Genomic DNA, 21064 nt, shown 5'->3' on the forward strand with positions numbered 1-21064 from the left:
GCAGCAGGTTGCAGAGAAGTGACATCAACCACGAGCCAGAACCTTGCTCAACGCCTCAAGGAAACGGTTGTTTTCCGCTGGCAGGCCGATGGTGATGCGCAGGTGGTTCGGCATGCCGTAGTTGGCCACCGGACGCACGATCACGCCTTCGCGCAGCAGCCCCTGATACACCGGCGCGGCGACACGCCCCAGGTCGACGCAGATGAAGTTGCCTTTGGATGGAATCCAGCTCAAGCCCAACTCCCGGAACCCCGCTTCCAACTGCTGCATGCCGGCCGCGTTCAGGCGACGGCTTTCGGCCAGGTAGGCCTCATCCTGCAATGCGGCGCAGGCGGCTGCCAGGGCGAAGCTGTTGACGTTGAATGGCTGGCGCACGCGGTTCAGCACATCGGCCACCACGGCGGTGGACAAGCCGTAGCCAACCCGTAGCGAGGCCAGGCCGTAGGCTTTCGAGAACGTGCGCGAAACCAGCAGGTTCGGGTAGGCAGCGAGGAAATCCAGGCCATCGGGCAAATCGCTGCCTTCGGCGTATTCGATGTAGGCCTCGTCCAACACCACAAGCACGTGCGCAGGCACGTCTTGCAGGAAGTCGTCCAGGGCCTGGGCATCGAACCAGGTGCCGGTCGGGTTGTTCGGGTTGGCAATGAAGACCACCCGCGTGTTGGCGTCGATGGCAGCCAGCATGGCCGGCAGATCGTGTCCCCAGTTTTTGGCCGGGACCACATGGGCATCCGCGCCCACGGCCTGGGTCGCAATCGGGTAGACCGCAAACGCGTGCTCGCTGAACACGGCGTTGAGACCTGGTGCCAGGTACGCGCGCGCCACCAACTCAAGAATGTCGTTGGAGCCGTTGCCCAGCGTCACTTGGTTCAGCTCGACGCCACAGCGCTCGGCCAGCAGGCTTTTCAGCGCAAACCCATTACCATCGGGGTAACGGGTCAGCTCGGCCAGTTCGTCGCGGATCGCCGCCAGCGCCTTGGGGCTCGCGCCCAACGGGTTTTCGTTGCTCGCCAACTTGACGATGCTGGCCGGATCCAGGTCCAGCTCGCGGGCCAGTTCGTCCACGGGCTTGCCCGGAACGTAAGGCGAGAGTTGTTGCACGCCTGGCTGAGCCAGAGCGAGGAAGTTGCCACTCATTTGCTATCCGCCCTTAAAGAACTGCCTTGGGGTAGGAACCCAGCACCTTGAGTGCCACTGCTTCCTGACTGATTTTCTCCAGCACACCTTTTACCAGCGGATCGCGGTGGTGGCCGACAAAATCGATGAAGAACACGTAGGTCCATTTACCGCTGCGCGACGGACGGGTCTCGATCCGCGTCAGGTCGATACCGTTGTCGTGGAACGGCACCAGCAGCTCATGGAGCGCACCAGGCTTGTTGCTCATGGAGACGATGATCGAAGTCTTGTCGTCGCCAGTCGGCGGCACTTCCTGGCTGCCGATCATCAGGAACCGCGTGGAGTTGTCTGGGCGATCCTCGATTTTCTCGGCCAGGCGAGTCAGCCCATAGAGGCCGGCCGCCATATCGCCAGCAATCGCCGCCGAGTTCCACTCACCCTTGACCCGCTTGGCCGCTTCGGCGTTGCTCGATACCGCTACGCGCTCGACGTTCGGGTAATGGGCGTCCAGCCACTTGCGGCACTGGGCCAACGACTGGGCATGGGAATAGATCCGGCTGATGCTGTCGGTCTTGGTGTTCTCGCCGACCAGCAGGTGATGGTGGATACGCAGCTCGACTTCGCCGCAGATCACCATGTCATGTTCGAGGAAGCTGTCCAGCGTGTGGTTGACCGCGCCTTCGGTGGAGTTCTCCACCGGCACCACGCCGAAATTCACCGCGCCGGCCGCCACTTCACGGAAGACTTCGTCGATGGCCGCCATTGGCTTGCTGATCACGGCGTGACCAAAGTGCTTCATGGCGGCGGCCTGGGTGAAGGTCCCTTCCGGGCCCAGGTAGGCGACTTTCAGCGGCTGTTCGAGCGCCAGGCACGACGACATGATTTCGCGGAACAACCGCGCCATCTCTTCGTTGCCCAGCGGCCCCTTGTTGCGCTCCATGACACGCTTGAGCACCTGAGCTTCACGCTCAGGACGATAGAACACCGGCACTTCGCCTTCGGCCAGGGAGGCCATCTTCACCCGGGCGACTTCCTGGGCGCAGCGCGCACGCTCGCTGATCAGCTCCAGGACCTTTTCGTCCAGGGCATCGATGCGCAGGCGCAGCGCCTTGAGTTCTTGCTCAGACATCAGCCATGTTCCTTCTCGAACTCTGCCATGTAGGCGATCAACGCATTGACGGCGTTGATGTCGACGGCGTTGTAGATGGAGGCACGCATGCCACCGACCGAACGGTGGCCCTTGAGGTTCAGCAGGCCACGCTCGTCGGCGCCGGCCAGGAACGGCTTGTCCAGACGGTCGTCGGCCAGGCGGAACGGCACGTTCATCCACGAACGATCGGTCTTGTTGATCGGGTTGCTGTAGAGACCGCTGGCGTCGATGAAGTCATACAGCGTGCGCTGCTTGACTTCGTTGAGCTTGCCGATGGCTTCGACACCGCCCTGCTCCTTCAGCCATTCGAACACCAGGCCGGAGAGGTACCAGGCCAGGGTCGGCGGAGTGTTGTACATCGAGCCGTTGTCGGCCGCGACCTTGTAGTTGAGCATGGTCGGGCACAGGGAACGGGCACGCCCCAGCAGGTCTTCACGAATGATGCTGACCAGGATGCCGCTAGGGCCGATGTTTTTCTGGGCGCCAGCGTAGATCATGCCGAAACGGGAGATATCCACAGGGCGCGAGAAATGTCCGAGGACATGTCGGCCACCAATGGCACGTCGCCGGTTTCCGGGATCCAGTTGAATTCCAGGCCACCGATGGTTTCGTTCGGCGCGTAGTGAACGTAGGCCGCGTCCTTGGACAGGTTCCATTCGTTCTGGCCGGGAATCGCGAAATAATCGTAGGGCTTGGCGGTGGCAGCCACGTTGACGTGACCGTAGCGCGAAGCTTCTTCGATGGCTTTCTGCGACCAGATACCGGTATCGATGTAGTCGGCCTTGCCACTTTCCGGCAGCAGGTTCAACGGGATCTGGGCGAACTGCTGGCTCGCGCCGCCCTGCAGGAACAGCACCTTGTAATTGGACGGGATGTTCAGCAGATCACGCAGGTCCTGCTCGGCCTTGGTGGCAATGGATACGAACTCATCGCTGCGATGACTCATTTCCATGACCGACAGGCCCTTGCCGTGCCAGTCGAGAAGTTCACCCTGGGCACGCTTCAGGACCGCCTCAGGAAGCGCCGCCGGGCCGGCACAGAAGTTATAGGCTCTCTTGCTCACATCCAATCTCGCTCTGATCTGGTGGTCACATAAATCTTGTTCAACACTGATCGTTCCCACGCTCTGCGTGGGAATGCATCCAATGACGCTCTGCGTCATGGGACGCGGAGCGTCCCGAGCGGCATTCCCACGCGGAGCGTGGGAACGATCCTAATGTGCAGTGTCGCAAACTTTCAAACGAGACAAACAACAAGGGGGCGAATCTTCATCCGCCCCCCACGTGTCCGCTTAGTCCTGCGGTTCTTCTTCGTCTGCGGCAGCGTCGAGCGGTTGGTCGCCGGTCACGTCGTCGACATCGGCACCCAGGGTGCCCTCGAACGCCACGCCTTCCTCGCCTTCCAGCTCCTCGCCTTCGACTTCCGATGGCTCCTGCACCCGCTCAAGCCCTACCAGCGTTTCGTCGCTGGCCAGCTTGATCAGCGTCACGCCCTGGGTGTTACGACCCAGGCTCGAGACTTCGGCAACTCGTGTACGCACCAGGGTACCCTGGTCGGAGATCAGCATGATCTCCTCGCCATCGAGCACCTGGACAGCGCCAACCAGACGACCGTTACGATCGTTGCTGACCATGGCGATCACGCCCTGGCCACCACGCTTGTACTCAGGGAACTCGCTGATGGCCGTGCGTTTGCCATAACCACGCGCCGAAGCGGTAAGGATCTGGCTGCCTTCTTCGGGAATCAGCATGGAAATCAGCTTCTGGCCTTCCGGCAGGCGCATGCCGCGCACACCGCGGGCGGTACGGCCCATGGCACGCACGTCGGATTCCTTGAAGCGAGTGACCTTGCCACCGTCGGAGAACAGCATGACCTCACGCTCGCCGTCGGTGATGGCGGCGGAAATCAGTACGTCGCCTTCGTCCAGCTCCAGGGCGATCAGGCCGACGCTGCGCTGGCGGCTGAAGGATTCCAGCGGGGTCTTCTTCACGGTGCCATTGGCGGTAGCCATGAAGATGTAGTGACCTTCGGTGTATTCCTCCACCGGCAGCATGGTGGTGATGTATTCACCATCGTCCAGCGGCAACAGGTTGACCAGCGGACGGCCACGTGCGGCACGGGACGCTTCCGGGATTTCGTAGGTCTTGAGCCAGTACACCTTGCCTTTGCTGGAGAACAGCAGCAGCGTGGTGTGGCTGTTGGCGACCAGCAGGTGAGCGATGTAGTCCTCGTCCTTGACGCCGGTCGCCGACTTGCCTTTGCCGCCGCGACGCTGGGCCTGGTAGGCAGCCAGCGGCTGGGTCTTGGCGTAGCCGCCGTGGGAAATGGTCACCACGCGCTCTTCTTCCGGGATCATGTCACCCAGGGTCAGGTCCAGGCGCGCATCGAGGATCTCGGTGCGGCGCACGTCGCCGTACTCGGCACGAATCACTTCCAGCTCTTCGCGGATCACTTCCATCAGGCGCGTGGCGCTGTTGAGGATGCGGATCAGCTCGCCGATCTGGTTGAGGATTTCCTGGTACTCGGCCAGCAGCTTCTCGTGCTCCAGGCCGGTCAGGCGGTGCAGGCGCAGTTCCAGGATGGCTTGCGCCTGTTCCGGGGACAGGAAGTACTTGCCTTCGCGCAGGCCGTACTGCGGGTCGAGGTTCTCCGGACGGCACGAGTCGGCGCCAGCGCGCTCGACCATTGCCACCACCGCGGAGGACTCCCAAGGGGTGCTGATCAGCGCTTCCTTGGCTTCCGACGGCGTTGGCGAGGCCTTGATCAAGGCGATCACCGGGTCGATGTTCGACAGGGCAACGGCCTGGCCTTCGAGAATGTGACCACGCTCGCGAGCCTTGCGCAGCTCGAATACGGTACGACGGGTGACCACTTCGCGACGGTGACGCACGAAGGCTTCCAGCAGGTCCTTGAGGTTCAGGATCCGCGGACGGCCGTCGATCAACGCAACGATGTTGATGCCGAACACGCTTTGCAACTGGGTCTGGGCGTAGAGGTTGTTGAGGATCACCTCAGGCACTTCGCCACGACGCAACTCGATCACGACGCGCATGCCGTCCTTGTCGGACTCGTCACGCAGCTCGGTGATGCCCTCGAGCTTCTTCTCTTTCACCAGCTCGGCGATCTTCTCGATCAGGCGAGCCTTGTTCAGCTGGTACGGCAGTTCGGTGATGACGATCTGCTGGCGACCACCGACCTTGTCGATGTCTTCGACGGTGGAGCGGGCGCGCATGTAAATGCGGCCACGGCCGGTGCGGTAGGCTTCGATGATGCCGGCGCGACCGTTGATGATCGCGGCGGTCGGGAAGTCCGGCCCCGGGATGTATTGCATCAGCTCATCGACGGTCAGCTCGGGATTGTCGATGAGGGCCAGGCAACCGTCGATGACTTCACCGAGGTTGTGCGGCGGGATGTTGGTCGCCATGCCCACGGCAATACCGCTGGAGCCGTTGACGAGCAGGTTCGGGATACGGGTCGGCATGACCGCCGGGATCATTTCGGTGCCGTCGTAGTTCGGCACCCAGTCCACGGTTTCCTTGTGCAGGTCGGCCAGCAGTTCGTGAGCCAGCTTGGTCATGCGCACTTCGGTGTATCGCATGGCCGCGGCGTTGTCGCCGTCCACGGAACCGAAGTTGCCCTGGCCGTCTACCAGCAGGTAGCGCAAGGAGAATGGCTGCGCCATACGAACGATGGTGTCGTACACGGCAGTGTCGCCGTGGGGGTGATACTTACCGATCACGTCGCCGACGACACGGGCAGATTTCTTGTACGGCTTGTTGAAGTCGTTGCCCAGCTCGCTCATCGCGAACAGCACGCGCCGGTGCACGGGCTTCAAGCCATCGCGCGCATCCGGCAGCGCCCGCCCGACGATTACGCTCATTGCGTAGTCGAGGTAGGACTGTTTCAGCTCGTCTTCGATATTGACCGGGAGGATTTCTTTGGCCAGTTCGCCCATGAGAAGCCTGATTCCTTTTTCTGGTGAAACCTCGTCACATCCAGATGGGACGAACGAAGCTCGCCGCTGCAGAACAAGTGCCGTGCAGCGACTTACGACAAATCAACGAGTTATGCCATGGATCTGCGCAGTAAAGGCCACCTCGCGAGGCAGCCTTGGAAACCGCCGGATGTTATCACAAGAGCCGCCACGCACCTATCCCCCAGATGCGCATGGTGCGTAGTTAGTTGACCGGTGACAGGCTGATATGGGACCAGAGGGGCTTAGAAGCGCTACGGATGGAGAATCAGGGCGAAAATGCAAGGCATTTGTTGCCTTTGAGGACCTCATCGCGAGCAAGCTCGCTCCTACAAGGATCTTTTGTGTCTGAAATTTCAGACACACCTCCTATCCACTGTGGGAGCGAGCCTGCTCGCGATGGCGGTGGATCAGACACCAAAAGGCCTTCAATGCAACCGCTTGCGACACATCAACTGCGCCAGCTTGGCGGTGTCCGGGCGCTCGATGATGCCCTTCTCCGTGACGATGACGTCGATCAAATCCGCCGGAGTGACATCGAACGCCGGGTTGAAGGCGTCCACCTCCGCGCCAAGCCTCTTACCACCAATTTCCAGCAGTTCACGCCCATCGCGCTCCTCGAGCGGAATGTCATCACCGCTGGCCAGGCTCATGTCGATGGTCGAACTCGGCGCCACCACCATGAAACGCACGCCATGGTGCATGGCACAGACCGCCAGTTGATAGGTGCCGATCTTGTTCGCCACGTCGCCATTGGCGGTGATGCAGTCGGCACCGACGATCACCCAGGTCACACCTTTCGTCTTCATGATGTGGGCAGCGGCGGAATCGGCGTTGAGGGTCACTGGGATGCCCTCATGGGCCAGCTCCCACGCCGTCAGGCGCGAGCCTTGCTGCGATGGACGGGTTTCGTCGGCATAGACGCGCTCCACCATGCCTTCGATATACGCGCCACGGATGACCCCCAAGGCCGTGCCGAAGCCGCCAGTCGCCAGGGCACCGGTGTTGCCGTGGGTGAGGATGGCCTGGGCGTTGCCCTGGTGCTTGCGGATCAGGTCGACACCGAGCTGGGCCATGGTCAGGTTGGCTTCGCGGTCACTTTCGTGGATCGCGATGGCTTCAGCCTCAAGCACCGCCAGCGGCTCGGTGTGCTCTTTCAAGCGTCCCAACCGGTCGCGCATCCGATCCAGCGCCCAGAAGAGGTTCGCCGCTGTCGGCCGGGCCTGGGCCAGCAAGGCAAAATCAGCCTCCAGCGCCGCTTGCCAGTCACCGCCCTCGGCCATCCTGGCCCGCGCCGCCAGCACCACACCATAAGCCGCGCTGATGCCGATGGCCGGCGCGCCGCGCACCACCAGCGAGCCAATGGCCTCGGCCACATCGGCGGCACAGGTGCAGGCGATCCAGTTTTCCTCGAACGGCAAGACACGCAGGTCCAACAGGTACAGGACGCCATCACGCCAATCGATGGCCTTCACCTTCTCCGCAGCCAATAGTCGATCGCGCATCCTTCACCCCGTACTCATGAACAAAAGCCGCCGATTATAGCGATCCCTCCGCGAAGACGCTCGGGTATACTTCGCCATCCTTTATACCCCATGGAACCGTTCCACGATGCCCAAGCCTGCCGTTGCGCTCGACTTATTATTGCTGCCGACCTGGTTGGTGCCTGTCGAACCCGCCGGTGTAGTGCTCAAGGATCATGGCCTGGGCATTCGCGACGGCTGCATCGTGTTCATCGGTCCACGGGCAGAAGCCCTCAAATGTGACGCCGCCCAGGTCCGCGAGCTGCCCGGCATGCTGCTCAGCCCCGGCCTGATCAATGCCCATGGCCACGCAGCCATGACGCTGTTCCGCGGCCTGGCCGACGACCTGCCCTTGATGAGCTGGCTCGAACAGCATATCTGGCCGGCGGAAGCCAAATGGGTCGATGAAGATTTCGTGCGCGATGGCACCGACCTGGCAATCGCCGAGCAGATCAAGGGCGGCATCACCTGCTTCTCCGACATGTATTTCTACCCCAAGATCGCCAGCGAGTGTGTCCACGACAGTGGTATTCGTGCGCAAATCGCGATTCCAATCCTCGATTTCCCGATCCCCGGCGCCGCCAGCGCCGACGAAGCCATTCGTCAGGGCATCGAGCTGTTTGGCGACCTCAAGCACCACCCACGGATCAAAGTCGCATTCGGTCCGCACGCGCCCTACACCGTAGGCGACGAGAACCTGGAGAAAATCCGCGTGATCGCCGAGGAGCTGGACGCGGCCATTCATATGCACGTTCACGAAACCGCCTTCGAAGTGCAGCAGGCTGTGGATAACACAGCGGAGCGACCGCTGGCGCGCCTGGGACGACTTGGCCTGCTGGGGCCACGCTTTCAGGCCGTGCACATGACTCAAATCAGCGACGAAGACCAGGCCTTGCTGGTAGAAAGCAATTGCAGCGTGATCCACTGCCCGGAATCGAACCTGAAGCTGGCCAGCGGTTTCTGCCCGGTGGAGCGCCTGTGGCAGGCCGGCGTCAATGTCGCCCTCGGCACCGACGGCGCGGCGAGCAACAACGACCTGGATCTGCTCGGCGAAACCCGCACCGCCGCCCTGCTGGCCAAGGCCGTCGCCGGTTCCGCCACGGCCCTGGATGCTCATCGGGCACTGCGCATGGCTACGCTCAATGGCGCCCGGGCGCTGGGCATCGAAGCGACAGTCGGCTCGCTGGAAGTCGGCAAGGCCGCCGACCTGGTGGCCTTCGATCTGTCGGGCCTGGCCCAGCAGCCGATCTACGACCCGGTGTCGCAACTGATTTATGCCACCGGGCGCGATTGCGTAAAACACCTGTGGGTGGGCGGCAAGCCGCTATTGGAAGATGGCCGACTGACCCGCATGGACGAATCAAGACTGATCGCCACGGCCCAGGCCTGGGGTCGCCGCATCAGCGGCCACAACGAATAACCACGCCCCTTGAGCCACGGCTCGGGGCACCTGATTTTTCAAGCTTTTCGAGGATCTGCACATGAGCAACGTCGACCACGCCGAAATCGCCAAATTCGAAGCCCTGGCCCATCGCTGGTGGGACCGCGAAAGTGAATTCAAGCCGCTGCACGACATCAACCCGCTGCGGGTCAACTGGATTGACGAACGGGTCAACCTGGCTGGCAAGAAGGTGCTCGACGTCGGTTGTGGCGGCGGTATCCTCAGCGAAGCCATGGCCCAGCGCGGGGCGACGGTGATGGGCATCGACATGGGCGAAGCGCCACTGGCGGTTGCACAACTGCATCAGCTGGAGTCGGGCGTCAGCGTGGAATACCGGCAGATCACCGCCGAAGCCCTGGCCGAAGAAATGCCCGGCCAATTCGACGTGGTCACCTGCCTGGAAATGCTCGAGCACGTGCCGGATCCGTCGTCGGTCATCCGCGCCTGCTTCCGCATGGTCAAGCCGGGCGGCCAGGTGTTTTTCTCCACCATCAACCGCAACCCGAAGGCCTACCTGTTCGCCATCGTCGGCGCCGAATACATCATGAAGCTGCTGCCTCGCGGCACTCACGACTTCAAGAAATTCATCCGCCCTTCCGAACTGGGCGCCTGGAGCCGTGCGGCCGGGCTGACCGTCAAGGACATCATTGGCCTGACCTACAATCCGCTGACCAAGCACTACAAGCTGGCCGCCGACGTCGACGTCAACTACATGATCCAGACCCTGCGCGAGGAGTAAGTCGATGCGTCTCAAAGCGGTTCTCTTCGACATGGACGGCACGCTGCTCGACACCGCGCCGGATTTCATCGCCATCTGCCAGGCCATGCGCGCCGACCGTGGCTTGCCACCGATGAACACGCAGCACATTCGCGACGAGATTTCCGGCGGTGCCCGGGCGATGGTCGCTGTGACCTTTTCCATGGACCCGGAATCACCGGGGTTCGAGGAACTGCGTCAGGAGTTCCTCGACCGCTACCTCAAGGGTTGCGCGGTCCACAGCCATTTGTTCGACGGCATGGCCAAGGTGCTGGCCGATATCGAAGCGGCCAACCTGATCTGGGGCGTGGTCACCAACAAGCCGGTGCGCTTCGCCGAACCGATCATGCAGCAACTGGGCCTGGCCGAACGCTCGAAAGTGCTGATCTGCCCTGACCATGTGAAAAACAGCAAGCCGGACCCGGAACCACTGACCCTGGCGTGCAAGCTGCTCGACCTGGACCCGGCCAGCGTGCTGTTCGTGGGTGATGATCTGCGGGACATCGAGTCCGGTCGCAGCGCCGGCACCAAGACGTGTGCGGTGACCTATGGCTACATCCACCCGGACGACAACCCCAGGCACTGGGGCGCGGATGTGGTGATCGATCACCCATCGGCACTGCGCGAGGTGCTGGATAACGCGCTGTGCGGTTGCTGATATGACTGTCTTGTGATGAAGGAATTTATGTGGGAGCAAGGCTTGCCCGCGATGAAGGCGATGCGGTCGTCCAGAAATCGAGGCGCCTGTTTCGCGAGCAAGCTTTGCTCCCACAGCCTGCTTCCAATGGCGGGGCTCAATCCCCTGACACTACAGCTTCTGCCAACAGATTGATTTGTTGAGGTTTTTTTATGTTTGATTATTCCGCCCGCCCCGATCTGCTCAATGGCCGGATGATTCTGGTCACCGGCGCCGGCCGCGGGATCGGTGCCGCTGCCGCGAAAGCCTACGCCGCCCATGGCGCCACCGTGCTGCTGCTGGGCAAGACCGAAGCCAACCTGACCCAGGTCTACGATGAAATCGAAGCGGCCGGTCATCCGCAGCCAGCGGTGATCCCGTTCAACCTCGAAACCGCGCTGCCTCATCAGTACGATGAACTGGCGGCCATGATCGAAACCGAGTTCGGTCATCTGGACGGCCTGCTGCACAACGCCTCGATCATCGGCCCGCGTACCCCCCTGGAACAGTTGTCCGGTGAGAATTTCATGCGGGTGATGCACGTCAACGTCAACGCGATGTTCATGCTCACCAGCACCTTGCTGCCCCTGCTCAAGCTGTCCAAGGATGCGTCCGTGGTATTCACCTCCAGCAGCGTCGGGCGCAAGGGCCGGGCGTATTGGGGCGCCTATGGCGTGTCCAAGTTCGCCACCGAGGGGCTGATGCAGACCCTGGCCGACGAAGTCGACACCGTCGCCGCCGTGCGCGCCAACAGCATCAACCCCGGCGCCACCCGCACCAGCATGCGCGCCCAGGCCTACCCGGGGGAAAACCCGCTCAACAATCCGACGCCCGAGGAGATCATGCCGGTCTACCTGTACCTCATGGGCCCGGACAGCTCCGGCGTCAACGGCCAGGCGTTCAACGCGCAATAGTGAGCCCGGCCCGTGTCGCGACGATTTACCGTCGCGGTACGGGCCTTGGGTCGATGCCCAGCGAGGCGAACCGCCAAGTCCACGTCGCCAGGACTGCCGTATCTTTCTACCAATTCATTGATTTTCAATCGGTTTTTATTGAAGTGAACCGAATGGCACGACTTTCGCTCTAAACTTCCTCAAACATGCCATGTTCGGCAAGTAATGGACGTTGAGACGAGACTTATGCCTGCCAGGGAAAGCAGACTAAACTCAAATCAGTGTCCTACGGGACTGAAGGACCAGTACGACGCGCAGCCCAAAGCCGCCACACCCAACCTGCCAGGACAGATTTAGCTTAGGGGCTAACGCCAATATGAAAACGCCCACCCAGATCAACGCGATTGACTTCGACAGCGCCAAATTGCAGCGTCTGGGTCTTGGCCAGCCATCGCCGCTCGCGGCACGCTCCGTCAGTCTTTCGCAATTGCGCCAGCAACTGAGCCAGCAGCTGCAGACCAGCCTGGAGCCACAGCGAATCCTCGGCCTGTTTTTCCGGGAAGTCCAGCGGCTGGTGCCCCTGGATGCGTTGGCCTACCAGCACAAAGCCAGTGATCTGCGCCTGGAGTTCGGGCAACGCGGGCATCACACCCTCAGCTATAACCTCAGCCATGAAGGCGAACACCTGGGTGAACTGGTATTCCGTCGCAACCAGCGCTTCACTGAAGCGGAACAGAGCGACCTTGAATCCATCATGTCGACGCTGCTGTATCCACTGCGCAACGCACTGCTCTATCGCGCCGCGACCCAGAGCGCCCTGCGCGATCCGCTGACCGGTACCGGCAACCGCATTGCCATGGACCAGACGCTGATGCGTGAGATCGACATGGCCAAGCGTCATTCGCAGCCCTTGTCGGTGCTGATGCTCGACATCGACCATTTCAAGCGCATCAACGATAGCCATGGTCACGGCGTTGGCGACGAAGTGCTCAAGGCCGTGGCCGAGTCGATCAAGAGCCAGCTGCGCAACGTGGACATGGTGTTCAGGTTCGGCGGTGAAGAATTTCTGATCCTGCTGGCCAATACCAGCCGGGATGCTGCGGCCATGGTCGGTGAACGGCTGCGTTATGCCGCCCAGACCCAGGATTATTTCGCCGCAGGCACAAGGATCGAGCTGACGGTCAGCCTGGGTTGCGCCACCCTGCTACCAGGGGAATCATCGGAAAGCCTGCTGCGCAGGGCTGACAGCGCACTGTACGTGGCCAAGCGCGAAGGACGTAATCGACTGGCAATGGCAGGCTGAAAACAATGGTGGGAGCGAGCTTGCTCCGGGCGGCGATCCGACGATGACGATCTGGCTGTCAACCTCCCCGTTGACTGTCCAGACCTCTTCGCAAGCAGACTCGCTCCCACACTGGGTTACTTATTCGCAGCGATGCAAATCAGCTTTCCGCCAGTGCCAGGCGCTCGCGGGTGGATGAAGACTTGCTCACCGTCTCCGACTGCTCCAGTTGCATGCAACGCTCCAGGAACAGGTACATGTAGTCATAGCTCTTGCACACGGCCTGGCGCAGCTCCGTTTGCAGGGCTTTGCTTGGGTTCATCCCCGCCAGCGTACAGATGATTTCCAGGGCTTCCCAAGGATGGGCATCGTCGTACTGGGCATGCATCTTCAGCCACTTCATGGCCCGCTTGCGGTCTTCCTCGGCGAAAGCGGCCGCGTAGACACCGCTGGAACACACCAGCGCCGACCACTCTCCCGTGGCCCCCTCAATCGCATAGTTGGTCGCGGCGATGGCCACGATCAACGAATCCGAGGAACTGGTGTGCCAGCACCAGTGGCTCAAGGCATGCAGCTCAGGCGGCACATGCTGGGCTTGCAGGTCTTCCAGGGTCACGCCATGGGCGGCGCTCCAGTTGACCCAGTAGTCGGCATGGTTGAGTTCGACACGAATGTTGCGCATCAGCCAGCGACGCGCCATGTCCTCGCCGGGGTGGCGGGCAAAGCGGGTCTTGGTGAGGTTCTGTGCCATGTATAAAGCGAACTGTTCGACGACCGGCCAACCACCAATGAGGTAGTGGCGCATGGTCCTGGCGCTGAGCTTGTTGTCGCGCATGCGCTGATACAGTTCGTGTTCGACAACCCGGCGCTTGCTCTCGCTGCAATCGGTAATGAGCTGCTGTGCCCATTTCGGATAGCTCGTGGCGTCCATGAGCGGGCCTGTTCGGTTGAATGTGTCGATCACTGTCGGGCTCCTTTTGATTGTGATTTTCCGGATCAACAAGAGGTTCAGCGGAACGTGCCGGGGGCCTTGAATAACAACGGCTGGGGCCGGGCCGGCCGACATTGCAACGTGTCGCAGGTAAACAATTGCGGGCGTTCGATCACATACCCCTGAGCGTAATCCACCCCTATTTCCAGCAATGCCTGCTCGATCTGGGCGGTTTCAACAAACTCGGCAATCGTGCGCTTACCCATGACGTGGCCGATGTGATTGATCACTTCGACCATTGCACGGTTAATCGGGTCGTCCAGCATATCCTTTACGAAACTCCCGTCGATCTTCAGGAAGTCTACAGGTAAATGTTTCAGGTAAGCGAATGAAGACATTCCGGCGCAAAAGTCATCCAGCGAGAAGTAACATCCCAAGCTCTTGAGTTCATTGATAAAGCGGATCGCACTGCCCAAATTCGAAATAGCGCTGGTTTCTGTAATTTCAAAACAAATCATTTCCGGCGGAATCGAGTAGGCCGCGAACTGTTTACGCAGGAAATCGAGGAACGCCTGATCTCCGATCGTTGTGCCTGACAGATTGATCGCACACATCGCCATGGGCCCCTGTCGCGAATCATTCAGGCACTGGCGGATGATCTTGAAGACATTCTCCACCACCCAACGGTCCAGGGAGGTCATCAGGCCGTAGCGTTCCGCCGCGGGAATGAAGCTGTCCGGCAGGATCATCCGCCCGGCTTCGTCATGCAGGCGTAGCAGGATCTCAATGTGCCCGCCACCATGCTCGCCCGGGCCCAACGCGGCGATTTCCTGGGCGTAGAGGCAGAAGCGATTTTCCTCCAGGGCCATGTGCAAGCGCTGGACCCAGGCCATTTCGCCAAAACGCAGGGACAGCTCCGAGTCGTCGGCATGATAGACCTGGACCCGGTTGCGGCCCTTTTCCTTGGCCATGTAGCAGGCCATGTCGGCAGCCCGCAGGGACGCCTCGAGGGTCGTCGGCGTCTGGGCGATATGCACCAGGCCGATGCTCACGGTGGTCACGAACGGCCGGCCCTTCCAGACAAAGTGCAGGTTCTGCACGGTCTGGCGCAGCCCTTCGGCAATCTTTTCCGCCGCTTCCGGCGAACAGTTCTCCAGCAAGATCCCGAACTCATCCCCGCCCAGCCGGGCCAGGGTGTCGTTTTCCCGCAGCCCTGATTGCAACAAGGCGCAGATATGGCGCAACAATTCGTCACCCGCTGCATGGCCGCAGGTGTCGTTGACCAGCTTGAACTGGTCCAGGTCGAGAAACATCAAGGCATGGCGCCCGACCTGGCGAGTGAGGTTGTGCAAGGCCTGCTCGAGGCGATATTCGAATTCCCGGCGGTTCGCCAGGCCAGTCAAGGCGTCATGGGTAGCCTGCCACGACAGGTTGGCGATGTATTGGCGTTCCTGGGTCATGTCATGCAACACCAGCACAGCGCCGCTGACCTTGCCCGCATGACGGATTGGCGCGCCCACCAGGGTGACCGACACGGTGCTGCCATCCAGGCGCTGGATCAGTTTGGAATGTTCGCTGGCGCCGCTGAGCCGGCCGCTGAGGATGTGCTCGATCAGGGTCAGCCCCTCGGTCTGGGCATTGTCATCGAGCAAATTGAACAGCGCCGCCAGGGGCAAGCCCGTGGCGTGTTCGGCTTTCCAATGGGTCATCGCTTCGGCAGCGGGGTTCATGTAGGCGATGGCGCCCTCGACGTCGGTGGTGATGACCCCGTCGCCAATGGATTGCAGGGTGATCTGCGCCCGCTCTTTCTCCATCTGCAGCGCGTTGGCGAACACCTGCCGCTGGGCGAGCAGTTTATGGGTGCGCAACAACGCCAGGACGATCAATCCCAGGGCAGTGGCGAAATTGGTCACCAGCAGGAGCCGCAGGATAAAACGCGAGCCCTCGCCCAGTGCGTCGCTGAATGCCTTGGCAGCCGGGGTAACGGAGTCGTTGATCGCAAATATCTGGGCCTTCCAGCCGCGGATATCCACTTCCGACGCCTGGCCTGCGGCAATGCTGCTGTGCATCTGCCGGGCGACGTTATCCAGCTCGATCAGGTAGCCGTCGCCCACCGTCCAGAGATCGATGGCTTCTTCCAGGTAACTGAAGTGGCGAAAATTGAGGTACAACCAGATCACGCTGGACACGTCATCAGGATGGTTGCCACCTTGGAGAATCCCGGCCCGTGCGGCTTCGAGATCCGGCGGTTTGCGGTCCAGCGCCACCCGCAGTTCATGGCCGCCCTCGGGGACGGCGATGGCTTGCTGGTATTTGCGGAAAATCGCCTCGTCGCGGCTGTCGGCGTAGAGATTGAGGTAATAGATGGCGTCTTTCTGGCCCTTGGACCAGAGACTCTCCCCCGCCACATAGCCGCGAACGGCGGACAGCACGTAAAGGCTGACGCCGCCAAGCAATGCCTGAAATAGCACGACGGCGATAAAGGGCCAGACGATGCCCAGCAGCCGTGGTGTTCCGAGAGTCTGCTTTTGCTTCATGAGGTCCCTTGCACAGGTATTGCCGGATGAACACCCGCCAGAATTCCGCTCCTGACTCAATAGCCTAGGCTAGTTTTCGACCCTTCGAATGAATGGATGAACAGATCGACAGACTTTGCGTGGAATTCAGAAAAATCGGCGTGTTTGCCTGCTTTTTTTCCGATACTAAGCGCAGAAAAGCGCTAGAAACTCAAGGCTGCTGAATCTGTTGCAAATGACCATAGAGTCGGGCGTACAGGCCACCTTCGGCAATCAGCTGCAAATGGTCGCCGTCTTCGGCGATTTGCCCACCGTCGAACACCAATACCCGATCGGCCTGCTTCACCGCCGAGAGCCGGTGGGCGATGATCAGCGTGGTGCGTGCGCTCAAAAAACGCGCCAATGCCTGGTGAAGGTTGTACTCGGTGGCAGCGTCCAGTGCCGAGGTGGCTTCGTCGAGAATCACCACCCGCGGATCGGCCAATACCATGCGAGCGATAGCCAGCCGTTGACGCTGTCCGCCCGAAAGCCGCACCCCGGAACGTCCAACGACGCTCTCCAGGCCCTGGGGCAGCGCCCGTACGGTGGCATCGAGCTGGGCGATTTCCAGAGCCCGCCAGCAGTCGTCGTCACTGCACTCACGGCCCATGGCGAGGTTGGCCCGCACCGTGTCGTTGAACAGCGCCGGATGTTGCAACACCACCGCAACATTCTCCCGGATGGTCTCCAGGCCGATCTCCTGCTGCGTGGCGCCACCGAAACGAATGCTGCCCGATTGCGGCGTGTACAGCCCCAGTAACAACTGCACCAGGGTGCTCTTGCCGCCGCCGCTGGCCCCGACGATGGCGACTTTCTCGCCCGGCGAGATGGACAGGTTCAACTGGTTGAGCACCAGCTCCTCGCCGTAGCCGAAACTCAACCCCTGGATCTCGATGCCCACCGTGTCACGGCCCTTGAACGGATCGACAACGCCCGTGTACTGGGGCTCGTCGGCCCGGGCCAGCAGTTCATTGATCCGGTTCAAGGCACCGCCAGCGGCGTAATAGGCGTACTGCAGGTTCAACAGTTGCTCGACCGGCCCGATCATGAACCAGAGGTAGCTGAAGACCGCCAGCATCTGGCCGATGGACAGGTCGGAAAACACCACGGTGAGCATGGCCGCCGCGCGAAAAATATCGATGCCGAACTGGAACAGCAAACCACTGGCGCGGTTCGAGGCGTCGGTCTTCCACTGCGAACTCACGGCGTAATCACGGACCTCCTTGGCGCGCATTCCCAAGCGGCCAAGGAAGTAACCCTGGCGGTTACCAGCGCGCACTTCCTGGATGGCATCCAGGGTTTCGGTCAAGGCCTGGGTGAAGCGCGAGGTACTGTCGTTCTCCAGTTTCTTGAGGTGCTTGACCCGCTTGCCCAACTGCACCGTGGCGTAGATCACCAGCGGATTGAACAGCAGGATCAGCAGCGCCAGCTCCCAGTGCATCCACACCAGGATCCCGGCGGTGCCCACCAGGGTCAGCATCGCCACAAGGAAACGACTGAGGGTTTCGCCGATGAATTTGTCCAGGGTGTCCAGGTCGGTGACCAGGTGGGCCGCCACGGTGCCGCTGCCCAGGCTTTCGTATTCGCCCAGGGAAATTCGTTTGAGACGTTCGATCAACCGGATGCGAATGCGATAGACGATGTCCTTGGCCAACCGGGCGAACAAGCGCGCCTGCACCACGTTGAACAGCAATGCGCCACAGCGCAGGGCCAGGGTTACCAGCAACATCAGCCCGATGTAGCCGGCCGCGCGCTGCCAGCCCATGGGCAACGCCTGGTTCATGACTTTCAGGGCCGCATCGCCATGCCCCAGCAGGACTTCATCCACCAGCAACGGCAATAGCAACGGGATCGGCACGCTGCACAGCGTCGCCAGCACGGCCACGCCGTTGGCGATCCACAGGGCTTTTTTATGCTTGAGGGCCAGGCGACGGATTTCCGCCCAACTCAACCGGTCGATGCGCTGCGAGGCCGACGTATCTGGCGGCCGGTCAGGCACAGGTCGCGCGCTCCAGCCAGCGGCCCAGCAAAGGCGACAGTTGGCTCAGGGGCTGGTAACCGTTGGTCAACAAGGCCAACTGCCCATCACGCTCGGCCAACAGTGTGGGGAATCCGGCAATGCCCAGGTCCTGTACCCAGGTGAAATCCGCAGCGGTGGCCGCATGTTGGTCGGCGCGGTCGAAGGCCGCGGCGAATTCGATGCGGGGCAGCCCGGCCTGTTCGGCCAACTCCACCAGCACGCTGGCGTGGGTCACGTCGCGGCCTTGCACATAAAAAGCCTGCTGGATCAACTTCACCAACTTCCAGGCCAGGTCCGGGGCCAGGCTGCGAGCCGTGACCAGTGCCCGGCAGGCAGGCTCGGTGTCGTAGACAAAACCGTCCGGCAATGCGCCTTCGAGCTTGAAAGGCTGGCCGGTGGCCTGGGTGACCGCCTGCCAGTGTTCAAGAATGTAGCGACGGGTGGTCGGCTCCAGCGCCGAACCGCTGCCAGTGCGCAAACCACCCACCACCAGGTGCAACTCCACCCCCGCGGCATGCGCCTGCTCTACCAACGCCTCGGCCACCGGCGCAAAGCCCCAGCACCAGGAGCACATCGGGTCCATCACATAGAGCAGGCGTGACGCCATGGTTCAAGCCTCTGAAGATGTTTGCTTGTAGTTGTAGCCGATCGGGTGCGGCATGTTGCGAGCCTTGGCCAACTCGATCTGCTTCTGCCGGTCGATGGCGCTGCGACGGGTCTTCTCGCTCAGTTTATCCCAGCAATGCGGGCAACTGATGCCAGGCACATAGTGCTCCGAGGCGCGGTCTTCTACGCTTACCGGGGTACGACAAGCGTGACATTGATCGTAGTCCCCTTCGCTGAGGTCGTGGCGAACAGTCACGCGGTTGTCGAACACGAAGCAGTCGCCGCGCCACTTGGTTTCTTCCTGGGGGACCTCTTCGAGGTATTTCAGGATGCCGCCCTTGAGGTGATAGACCTCGTCGAAACCCTGGCCGAGCATGTAGCTGGAGGCTTTTTCACAACGAATGCCGCCGGTGCAGAACATCGCGACTTTCTTGTGCCTGGCCGGGTCGAAGTTGGCCTTGATGTACTCAGGGAATTCACGAAAGCTGGTGGTCTTGGGGTCGATGGCGCCCTCGAAGGTGCCGATGGACACTTCGTAATCGTTACGGGTGTCGATCAACAACACTTCCGGATCGCTGATCAGCGCGTTCCAGTCCTGCGGTTCGACATAAGTGCCGACCTGCTTGTTAGGGTCCACGCCTTCGACGCCGAGGGTGACGATTTCTTTCTTGAGCTTGACCTTGGTGCGGTAGAACGGCTGCTCATCGCAGTACGACTCTTTATGGTCGATGTCGATCATGCGCGGATCGTTCTTGAGCCAGGCCAGCAAGCCGTCGATGCCTTCGCGAGTGCCGGAGACCGTGCCGTTGATGCCTTCTTCGGCGATCAGCAACGTGCCTTTGATGCCGTTGTCGAGCATGGCCTTGAGCAAGGGCTCACGCAGCTCGACATAATCTTCCAGGGTGACGAACTTATACAGTGCCGCCACGACAATGGGTTGTGCCATGGGTGTTTCTCCAGGTGGCTACCCTCGTAAAGGGTGAACCGGATGCGAAAAAAAACGCGCCGAGTGAGCGGCGCGTTGCGGATTCTAACAAAAAACAGGAGGGGTGCAGACAGCGATTGCTGTGCGCAACAGTGCCGTGAGGATCACTCTGTGGGAGCAAGGCCCTGTGGGAGCAAAGCTTTGCTCGCGATGCGGACACCTCGGTTTTTGAGAGACCGCATCAACTTCATCGCGAGCAAGCTTTGCTCCCACAGGTGCTCACTCCCATAGGGCTTTGCTCCCACAGACTCAAGGCTTTGCCATCCACCGCAGCCCAATCAGTGCTTGCTGCCACCGGCACACGTCGGCGAAGCCGGGGCCGCGTCGATCTGCGCCCATTCTTCGGGGGTGTAGGTGTGCAGCGCCAACGCATGGAACTCACCCATCAGCTCGCCCAGCGTGCCGTAGACCTTCTGGTGGCGCTTGACGCGATTGAGCCCTTCGAACTGCTGGCTGACCACCACGGCCTTGAAGTGGGTCTGCAGGCCACGGCTGTGCATGTGGCTTTCATCCAGCACTTGCAAATACTCGGGCTGCAAGAGCCCGAGTGTCGATTCGATGCGTTGTTGCATGCTCATACCAGGCTCCGCTTACGGCTTTTTCTTGGCAGGGGCAGGGGCGGCGCCTTTTGGCTCGAGCTCGGCCGTCATGTCCGCCAGCAGCTTGTTGACCACCGGTACCGCGCTTTCAAGCTTGGCCTGGGTCAGTTGGGCCGATTGCTGGGTCAACTGCGGCATTTTCTCGAGGACTTTCTTGCCCAGTGGCGATTGATAGAAAGCGACCAGGTCCTTGAGCTCAGATTCGCTGAAGTTGCTGGTGTAGAGCTTGACCATGTCCGGCTTGAGCTTGTTCCAGCCGATGGCTTGGTCCAACGCGGCATTGGCCTTGGCCTGGTAGGTTTCCAGGGTGGCTTTTTTCGACTCAGGGGCCTTGGTCTGTTCAAAGCGCTGGGCAAACATCTGCTGCACTTGCATGTATACCGGAGTGCCCAGTTTGTCAGCGTGCGCCAGGGTCAGGAACGCTTCGGCGCTGGCGTTGTGGCTGGCGGTATCGGCGAAAACAGGGCCGCTGGCACACACCAGAGCAACTGCGGTACAGATGGCACGAAGACGGGTCATCGAGTTTCCTTTCATTACAGGCGAGGTAAAACCCCAAG

The 21064-nt window shown here is 61.1% G+C and carries 16 protein-coding genes and 1 pseudogene; 5 read left to right on the forward strand and 12 right to left on the reverse strand.

Going from position 1 to position 21064, the window contains the following annotated elements; translation table 11 throughout:
• Nucleotides 1–24 precede the first annotated feature (24 nt).
• From hisC to mtnA, 5 genes and pseudogenes are all read right to left on the reverse strand, one after another.
• Nucleotides 25–1137 carry a histidinol-phosphate transaminase gene (gene hisC / locus AB4O09_RS22430; protein WP_003199235.1) on the reverse strand — a complete coding sequence of 371 codons (1113 nt, stop codon included), beginning with the start codon at nt 1135–1137 and terminating at the stop codon, nt 25–27.
• Nucleotides 1138–1150: 13 nt separating this feature from the next.
• The gene (pheA, locus tag AB4O09_RS22435; RefSeq protein WP_003199233.1) at nt 1151–2245 is read right to left on the reverse strand and encodes a prephenate dehydratase; all 1095 of its coding nucleotides are present in this window, start codon (nt 2243–2245) and stop codon (nt 1151–1153) included.
• Nucleotides 2245–3329 (reverse strand): annotated as a pseudogene (gene serC, locus AB4O09_RS22440) (3-phosphoserine/phosphohydroxythreonine transaminase). The gene pheA and the pseudogene serC overlap by 1 nt, the downstream one beginning before the upstream one ends.
• Nucleotides 3330–3557: 228 nt before the next feature.
• A complete protein-coding gene (gyrA, locus tag AB4O09_RS22445) occupies nt 3558–6221 on the reverse strand; it encodes a DNA gyrase subunit A (RefSeq protein WP_003199229.1) in 2664 nt (887 codons plus the stop codon).
• Between the two features lie 446 nt (nt 6222–6667).
• Nucleotides 6668–7744 (reverse strand): S-methyl-5-thioribose-1-phosphate isomerase, encoded by a 1077-nt coding sequence (mtnA, locus tag AB4O09_RS22450; protein WP_003199227.1) that lies wholly within the window; start codon nt 7742–7744, stop codon nt 6668–6670.
• Nucleotides 7745–7850: 106 nt separating this feature from the next.
• Here mtnA and AB4O09_RS22455 point away from each other — a divergent pair, with 106 nt between their 5' ends.
• The 5 genes from AB4O09_RS22455 to AB4O09_RS22475 all read left to right on the forward strand — a co-directional run bounded on the left by AB4O09_RS22455 (nt 7851) and on the right by AB4O09_RS22475 (nt 12832).
• On the forward strand, nt 7851–9182 hold the full coding sequence (locus tag AB4O09_RS22455; RefSeq protein ID WP_003199225.1) for a TRZ/ATZ family hydrolase: 1332 nt from the start codon (nt 7851–7853) through the stop codon (nt 9180–9182).
• Between the two features lie 61 nt (nt 9183–9243).
• The gene (ubiG, locus tag AB4O09_RS22460; protein ID WP_003199224.1) at nt 9244–9942 is read left to right on the forward strand and encodes a bifunctional 2-polyprenyl-6-hydroxyphenol methylase/3-demethylubiquinol 3-O-methyltransferase UbiG; all 699 of its coding nucleotides are present in this window, start codon (nt 9244–9246) and stop codon (nt 9940–9942) included.
• Nucleotides 9943–9946: 4 nt separating this feature from the next.
• A complete protein-coding gene (gene mupP, locus AB4O09_RS22465; protein ID WP_038858815.1) occupies nt 9947–10618 on the forward strand; it encodes an N-acetylmuramic acid 6-phosphate phosphatase MupP in 672 nt (223 codons plus the stop codon).
• A 191-nt stretch (nt 10619–10809) separates the two neighbouring features.
• Nucleotides 10810–11550, forward strand: coding sequence for a YciK family oxidoreductase (locus tag AB4O09_RS22470; RefSeq protein WP_013692552.1), 741 nt, complete (start codon nt 10810–10812; stop codon nt 11548–11550).
• Between the two features lie 355 nt (nt 11551–11905).
• Nucleotides 11906–12832: a GGDEF domain-containing protein gene (locus tag AB4O09_RS22475; protein WP_003199217.1), complete on the forward strand. Its 927-nt coding sequence runs from the start codon at nt 11906–11908 to the stop codon at nt 12830–12832.
• Between the two features lie 139 nt (nt 12833–12971).
• Here AB4O09_RS22475 and AB4O09_RS22480 read toward each other — a convergent pair whose 3' ends face one another.
• From AB4O09_RS22480 to AB4O09_RS22510, 7 genes are all read right to left on the reverse strand, one after another.
• The gene (locus tag AB4O09_RS22480; RefSeq protein WP_250886181.1) at nt 12972–13742 is read right to left on the reverse strand and encodes a TenA family transcriptional regulator; all 771 of its coding nucleotides are present in this window, start codon (nt 13740–13742) and stop codon (nt 12972–12974) included.
• Nucleotides 13743–13819: 77 nt separating this feature from the next.
• Nucleotides 13820–16279 (reverse strand): EAL domain-containing protein, encoded by a 2460-nt coding sequence (locus AB4O09_RS22485; RefSeq protein ID WP_003199213.1) that lies wholly within the window; start codon nt 16277–16279, stop codon nt 13820–13822.
• A gap of 190 nt (nt 16280–16469) precedes the next feature.
• Nucleotides 16470–18296 (reverse strand): ABC transporter ATP-binding protein, encoded by a 1827-nt coding sequence (locus tag AB4O09_RS22490; protein ID WP_003199211.1) that lies wholly within the window; start codon nt 18294–18296, stop codon nt 16470–16472.
• Nucleotides 18289–18891, reverse strand: coding sequence for a DsbA family protein (locus AB4O09_RS22495; protein ID WP_172436066.1), 603 nt, complete (start codon nt 18889–18891; stop codon nt 18289–18291). The genes AB4O09_RS22490 and AB4O09_RS22495 overlap by 8 nt, the downstream gene beginning before the upstream one ends.
• A 36-nt stretch (nt 18892–18927) precedes the next feature.
• The gene (trhO, locus tag AB4O09_RS22500; protein WP_003199207.1) at nt 18928–19869 is read right to left on the reverse strand and encodes an oxygen-dependent tRNA uridine(34) hydroxylase TrhO; all 942 of its coding nucleotides are present in this window, start codon (nt 19867–19869) and stop codon (nt 18928–18930) included.
• Nucleotides 19870–20186: 317 nt separating this feature from the next.
• The gene (locus tag AB4O09_RS22505; RefSeq protein WP_003199206.1) at nt 20187–20486 is read right to left on the reverse strand and encodes a BolA family protein; all 300 of its coding nucleotides are present in this window, start codon (nt 20484–20486) and stop codon (nt 20187–20189) included.
• Nucleotides 20487–20498: 12 nt separating this feature from the next.
• A complete protein-coding gene (locus AB4O09_RS22510) occupies nt 20499–21026 on the reverse strand; it encodes a DUF2059 domain-containing protein (RefSeq protein WP_003199204.1) in 528 nt (175 codons plus the stop codon).
• Nucleotides 21027–21064: the final 38 nt, after the last annotated feature.

It is taken from the genome of Pseudomonas sp. H1_F01, assembly GCF_054681425.1.